This window comes from Deltaproteobacteria bacterium PRO3 (genome assembly GCA_030263375.1).
GTDB lineage: Bacteria > UBA10199 > UBA10199 > DSSB01 > DSSB01 > DSSB01.
This window is the reverse complement of sequence record SZOV01000075.1, coordinates 1-15,928: the sequence shown is the minus strand read 5'-3', so window position 1 is coordinate 15,928 and position 15,928 is coordinate 1. Positions and strand designations below refer to the sequence as shown.

The 15,928-nt window shown below is 62.9% G+C and carries 13 protein-coding genes; 8 read left to right on the top strand and 5 right to left on the bottom strand.

Translation table 11 applies throughout. From position 1 onward, the window contains the following. Positions 1–1,834: 1,834 nt before the first annotated feature. A complete protein-coding gene (locus FBR05_11445; GenBank protein MDL1872799.1) occupies positions 1,835–2,824 on the bottom strand; it encodes a hypothetical protein in 990 nt (329 codons plus the stop codon). Positions 2,825–2,948: 124 nt separating this feature from the next. On the opposite strand from FBR05_11445, the gene truA reads away from it, so the two are divergent. Continuing rightward, positions 2,949–3,788 carry a tRNA pseudouridine(38-40) synthase TruA gene (truA, locus tag FBR05_11440; protein MDL1872798.1) on the top strand — a complete coding sequence of 280 codons (840 nt, stop codon included), beginning with the start codon at positions 2,949–2,951 and terminating at the stop codon, positions 3,786–3,788. A gap of 8 nt (positions 3,789–3,796) precedes the next feature. Here the strand turns inward: truA and FBR05_11435 are convergent, their stop codons facing one another. Next, on the bottom strand, positions 3,797–4,939 hold the full coding sequence (locus FBR05_11435; GenBank protein ID MDL1872797.1) for an ATP-binding protein: 1,143 nt from the start codon (positions 4,937–4,939) through the stop codon (positions 3,797–3,799). Positions 4,940–5,105: 166 nt separating this feature from the next. Beyond that, entirely contained in the window at positions 5,106–6,704 is a 1,599-nt protein-coding gene (locus tag FBR05_11430) for a hypothetical protein (GenBank protein ID MDL1872796.1), read from the bottom strand. 244 nt (positions 6,705–6,948) lie between these two features. Between FBR05_11430 and hisC the strand changes: the two genes are divergently transcribed. Further along, a complete protein-coding gene (gene hisC, locus FBR05_11425) occupies positions 6,949–8,097 on the top strand; it encodes a histidinol-phosphate transaminase (protein ID MDL1872795.1) in 1,149 nt (382 codons plus the stop codon). 12 nt (positions 8,098–8,109) lie between these two features. On the opposite strand, the gene apbC is transcribed toward hisC, so the two are convergent. Further along, positions 8,110–9,174, bottom strand: coding sequence for an iron-sulfur cluster carrier protein ApbC (gene apbC, locus FBR05_11420; GenBank protein MDL1872794.1), 1,065 nt, complete (start codon positions 9,172–9,174; stop codon positions 8,110–8,112). Between the two features lie 101 nt (positions 9,175–9,275). On the opposite strand from apbC, the gene FBR05_11415 reads away from it, so the two are divergent. From FBR05_11415 to FBR05_11405, 3 genes are read left to right on the top strand one after another with little or no spacing between them, the layout of a single operon-like run. Then, positions 9,276–10,475: a cysteine desulfurase gene (locus FBR05_11415; GenBank protein ID MDL1872793.1), complete on the top strand. Its 1,200-nt coding sequence runs from the start codon at positions 9,276–9,278 to the stop codon at positions 10,473–10,475. A gap of 51 nt (positions 10,476–10,526) precedes the next feature. Beyond that, on the top strand, positions 10,527–10,850 hold the full coding sequence (locus FBR05_11410) for an iron-sulfur cluster assembly accessory protein (protein ID MDL1872792.1): 324 nt from the start codon (positions 10,527–10,529) through the stop codon (positions 10,848–10,850). Between the two features lie 41 nt (positions 10,851–10,891). Further along, on the top strand, positions 10,892–11,191 hold the full coding sequence (locus FBR05_11405; protein ID MDL1872791.1) for a hypothetical protein: 300 nt from the start codon (positions 10,892–10,894) through the stop codon (positions 11,189–11,191). Positions 11,192–11,277: 86 nt separating this feature from the next. Here the strand turns inward: FBR05_11405 and FBR05_11400 are convergent, their stop codons facing one another. Beyond that, complete coding sequence (locus FBR05_11400; GenBank protein MDL1872790.1) at positions 11,278–12,195, bottom strand: MBL fold metallo-hydrolase; 918 nt, start codon at positions 12,193–12,195, stop codon at positions 11,278–11,280. A gap of 184 nt (positions 12,196–12,379) precedes the next feature. Between FBR05_11400 and FBR05_11395 the strand changes: the two genes are divergently transcribed. The 3 genes from FBR05_11395 to FBR05_11385 all read left to right on the top strand — a co-directional run. After that, positions 12,380–12,757 carry a hypothetical protein gene (locus tag FBR05_11395; GenBank protein MDL1872789.1) on the top strand — a complete coding sequence of 126 codons (378 nt, stop codon included), beginning with the start codon at positions 12,380–12,382 and terminating at the stop codon, positions 12,755–12,757. Positions 12,758–12,819: 62 nt separating this feature from the next. Then, positions 12,820–13,470 carry a hypothetical protein gene (locus FBR05_11390; protein MDL1872788.1) on the top strand — a complete coding sequence of 217 codons (651 nt, stop codon included), beginning with the start codon at positions 12,820–12,822 and terminating at the stop codon, positions 13,468–13,470. 259 nt (positions 13,471–13,729) lie between these two features. Next, positions 13,730–15,928: ComEC/Rec2 family competence protein (locus tag FBR05_11385; GenBank protein ID MDL1872787.1), on the top strand; the 2,199-nt coding region annotated here is incomplete at its 3' end.

Genomic DNA, 15,928 nt, shown 5'->3' with positions numbered 1-15,928 from the left:
CGAGGGTCAGCCCGAGACCTCGCGCATCGACCTAGGCCTGGCCTCGGTGGTGCTGAAGAACTTGGGTGGCAAGCCGGCCTTGGACTGCTCGGCGGCGGAGTTTCGCGGCGCGGTCTCGAAGCAGGTCACCATCAAGAACGTCGGCAGCGGCGAGCGCGTCCTCAAGTTCACCCAGCCTGTGGACCTGGACGAGGATCCCAAGACGGCGCTCTGCACCGGCAGCGGCGAATTCGTCCGCGGCTCGATCTCGACGCAGGACGGTGCGACCTGCAGCAAGGTACGGGTGGGCGGCCGGGACTTTCCCTTCGGCGAGTGCGTCCTGCCGCGTGAGGGGAGCGCGGTCTCCTTCCCCATTATGTATGTTCCCTTCAATTACGTCGAGCCCGCGCCCGGCGAGGATCCGCCCCAGGATACGGCGGAATTTTTGCTGGATTTCGGCGCCGACAAACCCTTTCGGATCGCCTTGAGCGGACGCACCATCCCGGACATCCGCGACGTCCTCGGCGTTTCGAAGGTCAACAACGGCACGATCTCGCCGCGTGAGGTGAAGAACAAGGGCAACCTCAAGATCGCCCTGGAAAGCGCCGCCGCGTTGCCCTTCACGCAGAAGATGGTCCTGAAGAACTCCGGAACCGACGCCTGGGAAGAGGTGCACTTCACCTTCGGTGACGGCTCGGCCTTCTCCGCCGTCCCCGCCACCGAGAACCGCCTGCCCGCGGCCGGCGAGGGCGGGCCGGGTCTGATGAATTTCGATTTGGTCTTCAATCCGGGCGCGGCGACCGTCGTCAACGACAGCGTCGAAATTCACATGGTCAAAGTGGGGAGCCGCACCGAGGCGAACCCGATCGGCATCGAGGCGCGGATGAAATTCAACCTGCTGGGGACCGTCGGCATCCCCAAATTGACCGGGAACGTCCTGCTGCAATTCGATTTCCTGACGGCATTGATCGACCACTCGGTCATTGAGGACCCTCTCGAGACCATCGACTACCGGCAGCAGCCGGAGCTGGCCCCGGAGCCGCTGCGCCTGCGTTTCAGCGACGCCGAAGACCCCGCCTTCCAAAACATCGAGCTCGACGCGGAGGTGGTGGACATTCTCGACCCGGGCCTAAGCCTCGCCGACCGCATCAAGGTGCTGCGCATCTTCACCTCGCGGGCCAGCGTCGGCATCGACGGTCAGCGTCTGGGCGCCGGCGACGGCTCCGACAAGTGCCGCGAGCCGGAGAGCCTGCTGGGGCCCTACCGCAACGGCGACTGTTCGTATTTCTACCACAACATCCTGTCCAGCGAGACGGGCCTCTACGATTCCGAATCCGGGCATTTCACGCTGCCCGGCATCGTCCTGCGCATGCAGAATCCCTACCACGCCGATATCCTGGGGCGTTGGCCCGCGAGCAATCCCGGCGGCAATCCGGATTACGTGATGGACACGACCTTGTCCCTGGCCTTCACGACCCATCTCTTGGACCGGCGCTCACTCGAGGAGGGAGGACGCGACCTCCTCTTGGTGCCGGACGGGCGGGTCTCCGAAACCGAATTGCTGTTGAAGGACAAGCGCCACGGGCCGGAATGTCCCGCCGGTTATCTCGATGACGTCAAGCCGCGGTTTCACTGTTACCTCTCCGCGGGGGACCGTTATCTGCAGGGTTACGAGGCGACGCTCAGGGCGGGACAGACGAAATATCACGACGTGGTATTGGTCGGCGCGGCCCAGTTTCCGCCGGGCGGGCCGGGGACCAGCAACCCGGACCTGCCGTGGTTCCTCGGGGATTCGGGCGGCAGCCGCATCTACATCGCCATCCAAGGTCGGATGTACCGCGAGGACTGAAACCGCTCAGTGGGCCAGATCCACCATGAAGCCGACGATCAGCGACGCCGGATTGACGGTTAGGGCGCGGTTGGGCGCCGTGTCGCCCGTCACCGTGTTGGCCGAGTCCCAAAAGCCGATCTGCGTGCGGCTCTGTTGCACGTAAAGCACGTTTTCCACGAACATTGTCTGCCCCATGTCGAGCGTCAAACCGGTGGCGTCGCCTTCCAGGCTGCGGTCCGTGGGCACGGCGACGGAGCCGTTCAAGGTGGAGACCGAATTGAAGATTTCCACCGAGGGGTTGAAACGCTCACCTACGTAGAGGAAGTCGTTGGGGACGTTCATCGTGAGGGAGCTGACGAACACGAAGGGTTGGGTGTCGTCCGTGATGGTCGCGTCGGCCGGAGGGTTGTTGACCCCCAAGGTCGAGGCATTGTCGTAGGCTTGGACCGAAGAGGTGCCGGGATCTCCGACGTAAAGCCTGTCTCGTTGAGTATCGACGAAGACCGCGCTGGGCGGGTATCCAAGTCCGATGCGCCGGTTGGGCGCGGTGCCGTTGGGGGCGGTGCTGATGTCGTCCCAGACCCGGATCGAGAAGTCGGTGAGGTCCGCGCCGTAAAGACTGTCGTTTTCGACGTCGTAATAGAGGGAAATCAGCCGATCGACCCCGGTGTAGGTGCGGCGCGGTTCGATGTCGCCGTCCGCCTCGGAGCCGGGTATGAAGGCGAAAACCTCGCCCTCGGTGGAATCGGCGACGTAAAGGATGTCGCGCCTGGGATCGACGGTAAGCGCGGTGGGATTCTCGATTTGGGTGTTTTCCCCCGTGAGGGTCCGAACCGGGTCTTGGGCGCCGTCGAGGGTCGCGATGTTGTCATAGATGTAGACCGCGGCGTTGGCGCGGTCGAGGACGTAGAGCAGGCCGGTCGCCACGGGGACGGGATCCCCTCCGGCGCTGCAGCCCGAGGCGATCAGGGCGGTGAAGATCAGGGTGAATAGGGCACGGGTCAGGGTTCTCATCGGGGGACCTCCGGCTGGGGAATATGAAGGAAAGGCGGAGATTTGGAAAGCGGGAATTCCTCGGCCTTCCCCATTGCAATTTTCGGGAAATTCCCGGAATAAAGGGACGGTTTTCTACAGTATCATGCGCAAGATCAAACTCGTCATCCAATACCAAGGCACCCAATATCAGGGCTGGCAGGTCCAGCCCACCGGTCCGACCATCCAGGGAATTTTTGAAGAAATCCTCGGGGAGATCTGCCACGAGAAAGTGGTCCTGATCGGCTCCGGCCGCACCGATTCGGGCGTGCACGCCTTGGCGCAGGTCGCCCATTTTTCCACCTCGCACGGCATCGATCTGGAGACCCTCCACCGCGCGCTCAACGCCAAACTCCCCTACGACATCGTCGTCCTGTCCGTGGCGGAGGCCCCCGGGGCCTTCGACGCGCAGAAGAGCGCCAAGCGGAAGACCTACACCTATTTTTTTCTGCACAGCGACCATAAGTCGCCCTTCCTCTCTTCCTACAGTTGGCGCGTCTGGGGCGACTTGGACCTCGAGGGCATGCAGGAGTGCCTGGACATGCTGGTGGGAGAGCACGACTTCGCCAGCTTCAAGGCGGCGGACTCGACGGCGAAGACCTCGGTGCGTCGCATCGAGGCGGCGCGCCTGCAGCGGGTGCCCTTGCGGGACGTCGGCAACAGCCTGATGGGCCTGTTCGGCCTGGCGGGGATCCTGCCGGCCTTGGGGGCCGAGGACAGCTTTCATCCCGAGGCCGAAGCGGGTCCCGCCTTGATCGCCGTGACCCTGCAAGGCCCGGGCTTCTTGAAGCACATGGTGCGGAATATCGTCGGGACCTTGCTGGAAGTCGGTCTGCGACGGATAGGAGTGGAGGAGTTTCGGGAAATCTTGGCGGCGCGGGACCGGACTCGGGCCGGGGCGACGGCGCCGGCCTGGGGCTTGTTTTTGGTCCAAGTGGAGTATTGATTTCCGCCCTAGAAAATCTCTCCTCCCCATAATTGTTCCAAAAAGGTTTTCCAGTGGATCCCCTGGATCTTATCTCCCAATCTACGGGGTTCCGGCTCGAAAGATATCAGGAAAGATTTTCTCACGGGCCGATCCTCCAATAAGGCTCTCAATCCGCGGGCATCGGTTTCGTGGACTCTTTCTCCGGCCTTGATCTCGATCGCAACTTCCATATCGCCCAGGATAAAATCTACCTCTTGGCCGGTGCTGGCCCGCCAGAAGCGCACCTCCATCTCGGGATTGCGGTAGGCTTGAAAGGCCATGAGTTCCATCAGCAGGTAATGCTCGAAAGATTTGCCGAACTCCGCGCTTTTCAACTTGGGCTCGCGTCGCGCCAAGAAATTGGCGACTCCGACGTCGAAAAGATAAAACTTTTCGGTCTCGATCAAGCGGCGATTTCGAGCCTTGGTCCAGGGTGGGATGCGGAATCCGAGGTAGGTATCCTCCAATATGTCGAAGTAGGTACGGACTACCTTGGGCGAAACTCCCGATTCACGGGCGACGTTCGCGTAGTTTAAAAGTTCGCTGGAGGTGATGGCCGCAACGCGGAGAAATTCGCTGAAAGCGGGTATGTTTTGAGTGAGAGCCTCGGCGGCGACTTCCTCCTTGAGATAATCCGCCACATAGGCCCGCAGTTCTTCCTTGGGGTGGGGCGAGAGGAAGTGAGGCGGCAGCAGTCCGCTGACCATGGCCGATTCGAGGTCGAAACCCTCGGTTTCCATGATCGAAAGCGGTCGCATCTGCCGGCGCCAAGCCCTGCCTCCCAACAGATTGGCATGGCCCCTCTTGAGTTTGCGGGCGCTGGATCCGGTGAGCAAAAAGGAGATTTTTTTATTTTCGATCAGCCAATGGACTTCGTCGAGCAGGGCGGGAATCTTTTGTACCTCGTCGATCACCAGTATGCCGCGATGGTTTTGAAAACGCTCGCGCAAGAGGGAGGGCCGCGAGGCATATTCCGCGAAGACTTCCGTCTGTAGAAGGTCGATTAATTTGGCCTCCGGCAGGTGGGTTCGAATCCAATAACTCTTTCCTACCTTACGAGGGCCCCAAAGAAACGCGGACTTGTTCGCGGGCAAGTTAAGCTCAAATAGCCTCTTGCAAATCGACTTCACTAGGTAATTTTATCCGGATTAAATTTTATTACAAGTAATTTTATTCAAATGGTAGAGGCACGGGACAGGACGCAGGCCGGCGCTACGGCTCCGGCGTGGGGACTTTTTCTCGCCAACGTCGAATATTGGAATTAGACGCCCCAATGCCGGGGCGGGCTTCGAAGAATTATGCCTCGCTTAGGGTGGCGTTACCGCTACCATCGACACCCCACTCGTAGGTAGTGCCGGTAATTTTGAACGAATAGTCGTTGCCTGTCCCGATAGTGACGATGTCGTTGGGATACAGGGGGCCTAACAAGGCCATTAAGCTTTCGGTTACCGCTTTATTCAATTTTGCGTCATCCTCGGGGTCATGGGTGGCCGCCACATCCGAGACCGCCTTGCCGAGACCTTGGGGATCCAACATGATCAGCAAATTAATAAGCTTGTTGTCCGGTGCACCTGGAAATTTATCGGGAATGAGGTCCTTGAACTCCTCGATGGTTTCGATTCGGGTTCCATCCGTTTTGCGATAGCCGGCTTCATACAGAGCGTTGAGAAGTTGGTTGTCTTTGTTTCCGGATAAATTAGTTTGCAGGCTGTCGATGATGGATTGGGCGTCCGCGGCGCCCTCCGCGGCCTCGCCGGTGGCGTTGGTGGCGCCGTTGATGCCTTGGACACGTTCTTGAAAATCGGCCGGGATTTCTCCATCGACCATCGGATTGCCGTTGAAGGTGATGTACTCGGCATTCACATTGATGTTGGCGAGATTATAGCCCTTCTTGATTTTGTAGGTGTCGGTAGTTCCGGCGTGTTCACCCGTGGTATGGGTGACTGTAACGATAAGGTCGCCGGTGGCGGCGTCTATGGTAATGTTGACGTTATCAGAGGGTTTCGTAGAAATATTGGCGTCGGAGTAGACGACGTGGGTCTGGCTTTCGCCCGGATTGGCCCAGAAGTCGATGGTGCCGCCCGCGAACTCGGGCTCGTAGAGGATGGTGCCGTCTTCCTGGACCACGCCCTCGATGCTGGCGTCGGGCTTGGTGCCCGCGCCCGCGGCGCCGCCCGGAGTAAACTTACCGGTGGTGATGCTGGTGGTGTCGCCCGTGTTGTTGGTCACCTGCTGGGTGGAGTTGGGCGTGTTGATCTTGATCTTGTCGCCGTTGGCGGGGTCGTAATCGTGGACGAAATAGACCGCCTGGGTGCCGGTGGCCGGGTCGGTGACGGTGATCTTCACGACCGGTTCGTTGGGCTGGAAGCGGGTGTCGGTGGTGTTTTCGACGGTGACGCTGGCGGAGGTCGGGGCGACGTTGATGACGACGTTATTGCCCCACAGGTCGTGGGTGCCGTCGCCGGTGAAGCCGACGGTGTTATTCTCGTCAGTATAGACCCAGTTATCCATGGTGCCGGACATGCCGCCGAATTGGTTGCTCTGCGGGCCCTGCTGGCCCATGGGCCCCATGGGGCCTTGGGGGCCGTAGCCGCCGCCCATCGAGGGATCCCAGGCCTGGGCGCCGCCGTACCCGAGCTGTTGGGAGGCCCACTGCATCTGGGCCATGAAGTTGTTCCAGGATTGGGCGTCGGGCTTGGGGGTGTTGGGGTCGCCCGCCATGACGGCGTTGTAGTAGGCGTAGGCCTGCTCGTACCAAGAGGCGAGCTCGGGATTGGCGGCCGCGCCGGCGCCGGGTTGGGTGAGGTTTTTGGAGACCGGGGCCTGCGGCCCATAGGCCTGACCCGTGGAAAGCCCCTTGATTTGCGAAGAAACGCCCGAAAAGTTTGAATCCATAACCCTCTGTCTCCTTATTTGATGGAGGGCCCGTCTCCCCTTAGTCTTGGACGGACCCTGCAATGCTCCACCGCTGTTATCGTCCCGGGAAGGGTGGAAAGTTGCATCAAGTCATTATGAACCTTGGAGAAAGTTTAAGACAAGCCGAATCCCCGCGGGTCCGGCCTGCTGGAGCCGCGTTTTCCATAAGGATTTGGAGGGTCTGAAGGCCGGCGGGCCCAACGGCCTGAGGCCACTCGATAACATGACGCGTCAATTGGATTTCCCGGCCCGGACCGGGATTTTTCCCTTGTGGGCCTCCCCCCGTTCCAGCATAGAAAGGCCTATGAAATCGACTCCTTGGCAGCGCTATCTCCGCCCCGAGGTCCTGCGGGAGGCGGCCTATCACCTCTCCTCGTATCCGGAGGCGATCAAGCTCAACCAAAATGAGCTCCCTTACGATCTGCCCCCGGACTTAAAGGAAGAGCTGTTGCGGTGCCTCCGGGACTTGCCCTTCCAACGCTACCCGCTGCCCCAGCCCATGGCCCTGAAGCGCCGCCTCGCCCAACAGCTGGGGCTTAAAGCCGAGCAGATCGAGGTCGCCAACGGGAGCAACGTCCTGATCCAGGCCCTGATCCTCGCGACCTCGCTTAGGGGCAAGGTCTTGACCCTGGATCCCACCTTCAGCGTCTACGAGATCGAGGCCAAGCTCTTCGGCAACCGGGCGATCCGAGTCCCCTTGGAAGAGCCGGACTTCGGCCTCCCCCTGGAAAAAATTCTGGCGGCCTTGAAGAAGCAGCGCCCCAACATCGCCTTCATCGCCAACCCCAACGCGCCGACGGGCAATCTCTTCCCGGAGGAGGCGTTACTCGAGGTCGTCGCGAGGGCGAAGTGCCTCGTGGTCGTCGACGAGGCCTATGTGCAGTTTTCCCAGGCGACCCTGCTGCCGCACCTGAAAAAGTTTCCCAACCTCGTCCTGCTGCGCACCTTCAGCAAGGGCTTCGGCCTGGGCGGGGCGCGCATCGGCTACCTGGCCGCGCACCCGGCGCTGGCGGAAAACCTCTCCAAGATCCTCATGCCTTATTGCCTTTCCTCGCTCAGCGAGGCGACGGCGCACTTCGTCCTCGACCACGCCGACCGCTTCGCGCCGATCGTCGCGGAGGTGATCCGCGAGCGCGGCCGCATGCTGGCGGCGATGCGGGCCCTCCCGGGCCTCCGCGTCTGGGACTCGGCCGCCAACTTTATCTTGTTCCGGGTGAAGAGCGCGAAGGCCTGCTTCGCGCGGCTGCTGAAGGCGGGCGTCCTGGTGCGCAACGTCTCGGACCATGGCGGCCTAAAGAACTGCCTGCGCGTCTCGGTGGGCCGACCCGAGGAGAACGACGCCTTTCTGCGGGCCTTGGGCGAAGGCCTCTAGCGGGGGGCCGAATTAAAGATTCACCGTCGGCCGGTTGACGTTGATCACCGACAATTCCCCCGCCACCCGCATCGCGAATTCCGTAAAGCGCTTGGCGCCTTCCGATTCCGGTTTAGCCACGACGATGGGCTTGCCCTCGTCGCTGCCGATGCGGGTGTCGAGGTCGATGGGGATCTCGCCCAGGAAAGGCACCTTCAAGTCCTCGGCCTTCTTGCGGCCGCCGCCGTGGCTGAAGATCTCGCTGCGTTCGTGGCAGTGCGGGCAGGCGAAGTAGCTCATGTTTTCGACCACGCCCAAGATCGGGATCTGAACCTTGCGGAACATCGCTACGCCGCGCACCACGTCGGCCAAGGCGACGTCCTGCGGGGTGGTGACGATCACCGCGCCGGAAATGGGGATCAGCTGCGAGATCGAGAGCTGGGCGTCGCCGGTGCCCGGCGGCAGGTCGATGATGAGATAATCCAGCTCGTTCCAGGCGACGTCCTCGATGAACTGCTGCAGCATGCGCCCGATCATCGGTCCGCGCCACACGGCGGCGTCCTCGTCCTTCATCAGGAAGCCGATGCTCATGTTCTTCACGCCGTATTTCTCGAGGGGGATGATCTTTTTCTTGGTCTCGTCGACGAGCGGTGGGGTGTTCTTGAGGCCCATCAACGTGGGCAGGGAAGGGCCGTAGATGTCCGCGTCGAGGATGCCGACTTGGGTGCCGGTGCGGGCCAGGGCCAGCGCCAGGTTGACGGCGACGGTCGACTTGCCCACGCCGCCCTTGCCGCTGGCGACGGCGATGATGTTCTTCACCGACTCGAGGCGGCCGCCCGGCATGGGACGGTTGCCCGAGCGCACCTCGGCGTCCATCTGGATCTTGATTTCCTTCACCCCCGGCACCGCCTGCAGGGCCGCGCGGACGTCCTGCTCGACCTTCTCCCGCAGGGGACAGGCCGGGGTGGTCAGGACCACGCGCAGGGAGACCGCGCCGTCCTTCACCTCGAGGTCGCGGATCATGTTGAGCGAGACCAGATCCCGGTGGATTTCGGGATCTTGGACCTGGCTTAGGGCTTTAAGGACGGCATCCTGCATGGCAAAACCTCGGCTTTTGTTCAGTGTTTTTTCCTTCTAAAATAGAAAGGAATAGTGGCAGGGGGGATTAGCAAAGCCCCGCCGAGGGGACAAGGGCGATTATGGAAGGACTCCTCTACCTCGATCATCACGCGACCACGCCCGTCGATCCGCGGGTCCTGGCGGCGATGCTGCCTTATTTCCGCGAGGCCTTCGGCAACGCCGCCAGCCGGCAGCACGCCTTCGGCTGGCGCGCCGAGGCGGCGGTCGAGAAGGCCCGCGCCCAGGTGGCGCGGGCGATCGGCGCCGAGGCCAAGGAGCTCGTCTTCACCAGCGGGGCCACCGAGGGCAACAACCTCGCCATTTTCGGGGTCGCGGAGCGCTGCGCCGAGCAGGGCCGGCACTTGATCGTCGGCGCCACCGAGCACCGGGCCGTCCTGGATCCCGCGCGGCGCCTGGCCGAGCGCGGCTACGACGTGGCGATCCTGCCGGTGGACCGCTTCGGCCGCGTCGATCCCGAGGCGCTGAAACGCGCGATCCGCCCCGACACGATCCTGATCAGCCTCATGTTCGCCAACAACGAGGTCGGCACCCTGCATCCCGTCGTGGAAATCGGGCGGATCGCCAAGGAGCGCGGGGTCTTGTTTCACTGCGACGCCGCCCAAGCCCTCGGCAAAGTCCCCGTCGACGTGGAGGCCGCGGGGATCGACCTGCTGACGCTCTCGGCGCACAAGTTTTACGGTCCGAAGGGGGTCGGTGCGATCTACGTGCGGGGAAAAAATCCCCGCGTGCGCCTGACGCCGCTCTTCTATGGCGGGGGCCATGAGCGCGGCCTGCGCTCGGGCACTCTCAATGTCCCGGGCATCGTCGGGATGGGCGAGGCGGCCGAGCTGGCGACCCGCGAGATGGCGGAGACCGCGCCCCGGCTTGCGGCCCTGAGAGAGCGGCTGTGGGAGGGCCTGCGCCGGGGATTGGAGGGGCTAACGCGCAACGGGCATCCCACGGAATCCCTGCCGAACAACCTCAACGTCACTTATGAGGGGGTGCGCAGCGAGGTCCTGATGATGGAGATGAAGGGCGTCGCCGTGTCCTCGGGTTCGGCCTGCAGCTCCGCCGAGCCGGAGCCCTCCCACGTCCTGCGGGCCTTGGGCTTGAGCGCCGAGGCGGCCAAGTGCTCGATCCGTTACGGCTTGGGCAAGGACAACACCGAGGCGGAGATCGACCGGGTCGTGGCTGAGACCGTGGCGACCGTGCGGCGCCTGCGCGAGCGGGGCCCCCAAGCCGGCGCCGCGGGGCCGGAGAAAGAAGCTATTGATTCTTGAGGGGTTTCATGGAAATTTGGACCTAGCGATGTTTTGCGGAGGATTTCGCCCATGATTCAATTGACCGACAACGCCATCCAGAAGGCCAAGGACCTGATGGTCGCCAACAACAAGCCCGGCCACGGCCTGCGCATCGGCATCGCCGGCGGCGGCTGCTCCGGGCTGTCCTACAAAATGGACTTCGAAGAAAAACCGGGGGAGGGCGACCGGGTCTTCGAGATGAACGGCCTCAAGATCTTCGTCGACCCCAAGGCCTACCTGTACCTGAACAACATCACGATCGACTACCACTCCGACATGATGAGCTCGGGCTTCACCTTCAACAACCCCAACGCGAAATCGACCTGCGGCTGCGGGACCTCGTTTTCGGTGTAATTTTTCTAGACACTGCTTCGGATCTCCACTAAGCCCAAAGCATGATCCGAAAAATCTCCTCCCTGCTCCTCTTGGCGACGCTCTTCGCCGCCTGCGGTTCCAACCGCAGCGCCCAAGGCGGCGCCTACAAGCCCAAGGCCTTCGTCACTCCCTACGAGTACTTCAGCCATACGCGTCCGGCGGTCCTCACCGAAAAAGACGAGGTGAAGATCCAAAAGACCGCCACGCAAAATATCGGGGAAGACACGAAGGAAGACCACACCCAGGCGATCATTATCGGCACGCTGGTCGGAGTCTCGGTCATCGGCGGGACGGTGGCGGGGATTTTGCTGGCGCGTTAAGCCTTGATGACGGTTTTTGACCCCTAAGGGCCGCATTCTCCGAGGGGAGGGCGAACAGGTCGCAGGGTCCCAAGCAAGGTTCGCCCCTACGTGAGCCGCCAGATTCCGTTTTCCTGATAGATTTTCCCCTGCCTTTCGAATCTCTCCAGGTGCTTTTCCACCATCTGCCGCTCGAAGCAGGCCTTCAGCGGGTCGCTGAGCTGACTGCTCTTGAAGATGATCCCGATCTGCGAAAGCTCTTTCAAGTCGCGGGGCCGCTCGTGCAAGGCCTCCAGCAGGCGCGCATCGCGCTTCTCGAAGGCCGATTCGAATTTTTCCAGCTTCTCCAAAAACTGCTCTCGGTCATAGATCCGTCCGCCGTGGCTGGTGGCGTAGTATTGGGCGTGAAACAGCTTCACTCGCCGGATCGAGGCGAGAAACTGGTCGATGTCGGAAGAGATGTTGGCGTACCAGGGGCCGAGAGGGGTCAGGTCGATGTCGCTGGTGTAGAGCAGGTCGATGTCCTCGAAGAACAGCGCCAGGTGGCCCGGGGTATGGCCGGGGATGTGCAGCGCGCGAACTGGGTGATCCTTCAGTGGCACCAAGTCCTCGTCCTTCAGCAGGATGCTCACGTAGCCGTCCAGGATCTCGAGGCTGGAGAAGATGTTCTTCAGCCAGAGGACGTAGTCGGAGTTCCGCTCGCTGTCGGCATACTTGAGGTAGTTGTCGAAGCTGAGGATGGCGGCCAAGTCTTTCTCGTGGCAGATGAACTGGCAATTGCGGAACAGGTGGTTCAGCGAGCGGTGGTCGACGTGGTAGTGCGTGTTGAGCACCTGCTGCACCACCTTGCGGGAGGCCAACTGCTCGAGGTAGGTAAAATTGGAAGAAGGGTCGACGATCGTCGTCTGGCTGTCGTGGATCAGGATCGAGTTCGAGAAAAAGAAGTCCCGCGAGTTTCGCGCCCAAATGAACTCGATGTCGCCGAGGCGAAGTCCGTGTTCGGTGGTTTTGGGTTCGATGGCCATTTTGCCCTTTTGCTTCTCAATATGAAAAATTTCTCAAAAAGAGAAAATGCCTCCGCGGCGATTTGGAGGGTATCTAACGGTAACCTATTGTTTTCTCAAGAAAAAACTTCATAAAAAGACCAAGGTCCGGGACCCGATTTTTGGCATGATATATGCTTTAAATCCTAGCACGGGGTTCTTGATCATGGAAAAAAAAGAACGAGAGATTTCCAAAGAAACGAGGGGGGCTGGCCTTCCGGGGGTGGGGGGTGCTTCGGGTTCGGGCGCTGGGCCCGTCCCGCTGGACTATTTCCGCGAGGCTCGGCTCTTTTTGGGCAAGGATCGGGCGACCTTGACCTTCTACGTCGACCAAGAGGTTGCTTCCATTCACTACGACCTGCTTCGGGACGAGATCTTCTACCGCGGCCACAACGTCAAAAACATGACTATGACCCAAGAGCAGTGGGTCTCCCTGCGGAAGTTTTCCGAATACCTCGCCCACGACCCGAAGGCGGAGCGGCTGCACCAGGCCTATCGCGCCTGCCTCGAGCACCTCATGACCGACCACGGGCTGCCGGCCTGAGCCCGCCGGCGCCAAACTTCCCCTTGCTAAGCCTTCTCACGGAAAGTTAATTTGAAGGGACCATGAGCGAGATCCGCAACATCCGAGTCCCCCCGCGCATCGATTCCTTGCCCCTGCCCGAGCGCGAGATCGGCCGCAAACCGGCGCAGGACTGGCGCTTCACGATCCAAGGCCAGAAGTTCGACTTCCAAGGCGGCAAGATCCTGCTCAACAACCAAAACCTGGCCGAGCTGATCAGCGAGAACCTCACGCATCTGAGCGCCCAATACTGGACCACGCTCTCGCGGCGCCTGGCGCGTTACCGCGACTGGGCGACGCTGCACGTCGACGATCCCGAGGCCCTCGCCAAGTTCTCCGCCCTGGTCCACGCCTTTCTCACCAAGATCTTCGGGCGCATCAAAAAGAAATTCGACGAGACCCTCGACGGCGTCAGCTTTCACCTCGAAGACGGACAGCTGCTGCTCAACGGCGTCAACGTCAACGCCTTCCTCGAGATGGCCAAGAAGCACCGCACCGAAAAGGGGCGGATCTTTCTCAAGGGCCTGCGCAACCGCTTGGCCATCTTGCAGTCCAACCGGGGCGGCAACCCCAATTACGAGAAGATCCGCGAGACGGTCGAGCGCCTCGCCGCCGCCATCGAGAAAGAGCTGCTCAACTACAATCCCGCGGTCATCGAGCTTCCGCCGCCTTCCTTACCCTCGCCAAGCTCTTGAGGGAAGAGCCTCCCGTTGAAATGTCGCGATCGCCCCGCCGGCCTTCCTGGAGAGAGGGCGGGTCTCGTTCGATTTTCGGTCGGCGGAGGGCTTGCACAATAGCGGCTTGGGTCTAGGCCGCGGCTTCTTCCTGTGGGGACAAATCATGTCTGCGCGATAACGCGGCGCCAAGGGCCGCGAATCCCAGCGTCTTCCGCCTGCGCCTACGAGGGCTCGGCGGCCCTGAGGGCGGGGCCTCGATTTTGCAAAGGAGAGCGGCGTGAGTCTCCCGTCCCCGCGCCGCTATCCCTTGCTCCTGCCCGTCGTCGGTTTCGCGCTCGGTCTCTTGGCCGGCGCCCGATGGGACGGCCTCGCCTCGCTCGTCCCCGGAATTGCCCTGGCCTTGGGGCTAGGACTGACGGTCCTCTCGCGTCCCTCGCGGGCGCCGGGCCTGGCCCTCCTGGCCTTCGGTCTGGGCTGGCTGAGGGTTGGCGCCGCCCTGCCGCCTGAAGAACGCCCGCCCTGGCGAGCTTGGTTGGAGAGCTCGGCGAAGATCGAGGCCCTCTGGCAGGTCGAGGCCTACCCGACCTGCGCGGGCGGCCTCTGCCGTTTTCCGGCGCGGCTGCTCGGCTACCGGGAGGGGGAGGCCTTTCAGGAGCTCGAGCTGGGCCTCGCGGTGAAGGGAAGGGGCGAGCGCTTTCTCATCCCGGGTCAGGTCTATCGCTCCACGCTGCGGCTGCGGCGACCGCGGGGCTTTCGCAACCCGCACAGCTTCGACTACCCGCGCTACCTGCGCCTCGGCGGCGTCTCGGCCACGGCCTTCGTCGACGACTTTTCCGCCGCCAAATTGGAAAGAGACGCGACCCTTACCCTGCGACTGGCCGGCGCCCTACGCCTGCGGCTGCGGGAGCGGATCCGCGAGGCCGTGCCCGAGGGGCCGGCGCGCGGCGTCCTGGCGGCCCTCCTGCTGGGCGAGGAGGGGATGCTGGATCCGGAGGTGGAGGAAGACTTTCGGCGGGCGGGTCTGACCCACGTCCTGGTCGTCTCGGGCCTGCACTTCGGCCTGGTGCTGCTCTTTTTCTACGGGCCGATCTACTTACTGCTCGCGCTGCGGCGCCCCTGGGCGGAAGGCGGCGGGGCGCGGCGGGCGGCCCTGGGCCTCGCCTTGTTGCCGGCTTTCGGCTACGGCCTCGTCGTCGGGCTCACGCCCTCGGTATGGCGGGGCCTGGGGTTTTGCGCCGCGATCTTCCTGGCGGCGCTGTGGCGGGGCCGCCGGGACTTTACCGCCACGCTCCTGGCGGTCGCGGGACTCTTGTTGCTACTCCACCCGCTGTGGATCTTTTCGCTTTCCTTCCAGCTCTCCTTTCTCTCGGGCGCCTCCCTGGCCTATTTCGGGCGGGTCTTCGCGACCTGGTGGGAGGGCGCGGCCGCCCTTCGGCCTTGGATGCGGGGGAAGTGGGCGCAGTGGGGCGCGACGAGCCTGTTCGCCTCCCTCGTGGCCAACCTCGCCCTGTTGCCGCTCGTGGGGAGCGCCTTTCACGAGGTGTCGCTGATCGCGCCGGCGGCCAATTTGGTTTTGGTGCCCTTTTTTGCCTCCTTTCTCTTGCCGGCGGAATTGCTGGCGGGGCTGGCGGATCTCGTACACCCTCCCTGGGCGAGCCTGCTCTTCGCGAAATTGGGCGCCTTGCTCGGGCCGGTCTTGGAGGCGCTCGCCGTTCCGGCGCGATGGCGGCATGCGACGGCCTGGGTGGGTCCTTGGGGCCCCTCGCACTGGGGCGCCTATCTTTTCGCCCTCGCCGCCTTGGCCTCCCTCGGTCGCCGGCGTCGCGCGTCGATCTTCGCGGGCCTGGCGGGCTTGTTCGGGGTGGCGGCTTGGGCGGGAGTCGGCGTGGAGGCGAGGCCTCCGCGCCTCGCGCTCACGATGCTGGATGTGGGGCAGGGCGAGAGCCTCCTGCTGCGGCTCCCGGAGGGTCAGGGCCTGGTGATCGACGGGGGCGGTTTCCCCTACAGCGACTTCGACGTCGGCGGAAAGGTCGTGATCCCCGAGCTGCTGGGCCGCGGCCTGCGGCGCCCCAGCGCCCTGGTCTTGACCCACCTCGACGCGGACCACTGGAAGGGATTGAAGTCCCTGGCCGCGCGGCTGGAGGTCGGGGAGTTCTGGGTGGGCGCCGGAGCCCTCGAGGACCCGGGCTTTGCGGCCTTGTCCGAGCTGCTGGCGGCCCGCGGGATCCCGCTTCGAATTCTCAGCCAGGGCCGGCGCTGGGCGATGGGCGGGGCCGAATTCGAGGTGCTGTGGCCGCCGGCCGAGGCCGCGCGCCGGCGCGGACTTTCCGACAACGACCGCAGCCTGGGGCTGCGGGTCTGTATGCGCGAGGTCTGCTTCCTTTTGACCGGCGACTTGGAGGCGGAGGGCGAGGCGGCCGTCGCGGCGGCGCTCGCGGGCCGCGGGGCCCAGGTCTTGAAGGTGGCCCACCACGGT

What these genes read in the sequence shown, in the direction of transcription:
- FBR05_11445 (MDL1872799.1), bottom strand. Translation starts at nt 2,824, where the DNA reads ATGAGAACCCTGACCCGTGCCCTATTCACCCTGATCTTCACCGCCCTG.
- truA (MDL1872798.1), top strand. Translation starts at nt 2,949, where the DNA reads ATGCGCAAGATCAAACTCGTCATCCAATACCAAGGCACCCAATATCAG.
- FBR05_11430 (MDL1872796.1), bottom strand. Translation starts at nt 6,704, where the DNA reads ATGGATTCAAACTTTTCGGGCGTTTCTTCGCAAATCAAGGGGCTTTCC.
- hisC (MDL1872795.1), top strand. Translation starts at nt 6,949, where the DNA reads ATGACGCGTCAATTGGATTTCCCGGCCCGGACCGGGATTTTTCCCTTG.
- apbC (MDL1872794.1), bottom strand. Translation starts at nt 9,174, where the DNA reads ATGCAGGATGCCGTCCTTAAAGCCCTAAGCCAGGTCCAAGATCCCGAA.
- FBR05_11415 (MDL1872793.1), top strand. Translation starts at nt 9,276, where the DNA reads ATGGAAGGACTCCTCTACCTCGATCATCACGCGACCACGCCCGTCGAT.
- FBR05_11410 (MDL1872792.1), top strand. Translation starts at nt 10,527, where the DNA reads ATGATTCAATTGACCGACAACGCCATCCAGAAGGCCAAGGACCTGATG.
- FBR05_11405 (MDL1872791.1), top strand. Translation starts at nt 10,892, where the DNA reads ATGATCCGAAAAATCTCCTCCCTGCTCCTCTTGGCGACGCTCTTCGCC.
- FBR05_11400 (MDL1872790.1), bottom strand. Translation starts at nt 12,195, where the DNA reads ATGGCCATCGAACCCAAAACCACCGAACACGGACTTCGCCTCGGCGAC.
- FBR05_11395 (MDL1872789.1), top strand. Translation starts at nt 12,380, where the DNA reads ATGGAAAAAAAAGAACGAGAGATTTCCAAAGAAACGAGGGGGGCTGGC.
- FBR05_11390 (MDL1872788.1), top strand. Translation starts at nt 12,820, where the DNA reads ATGAGCGAGATCCGCAACATCCGAGTCCCCCCGCGCATCGATTCCTTG.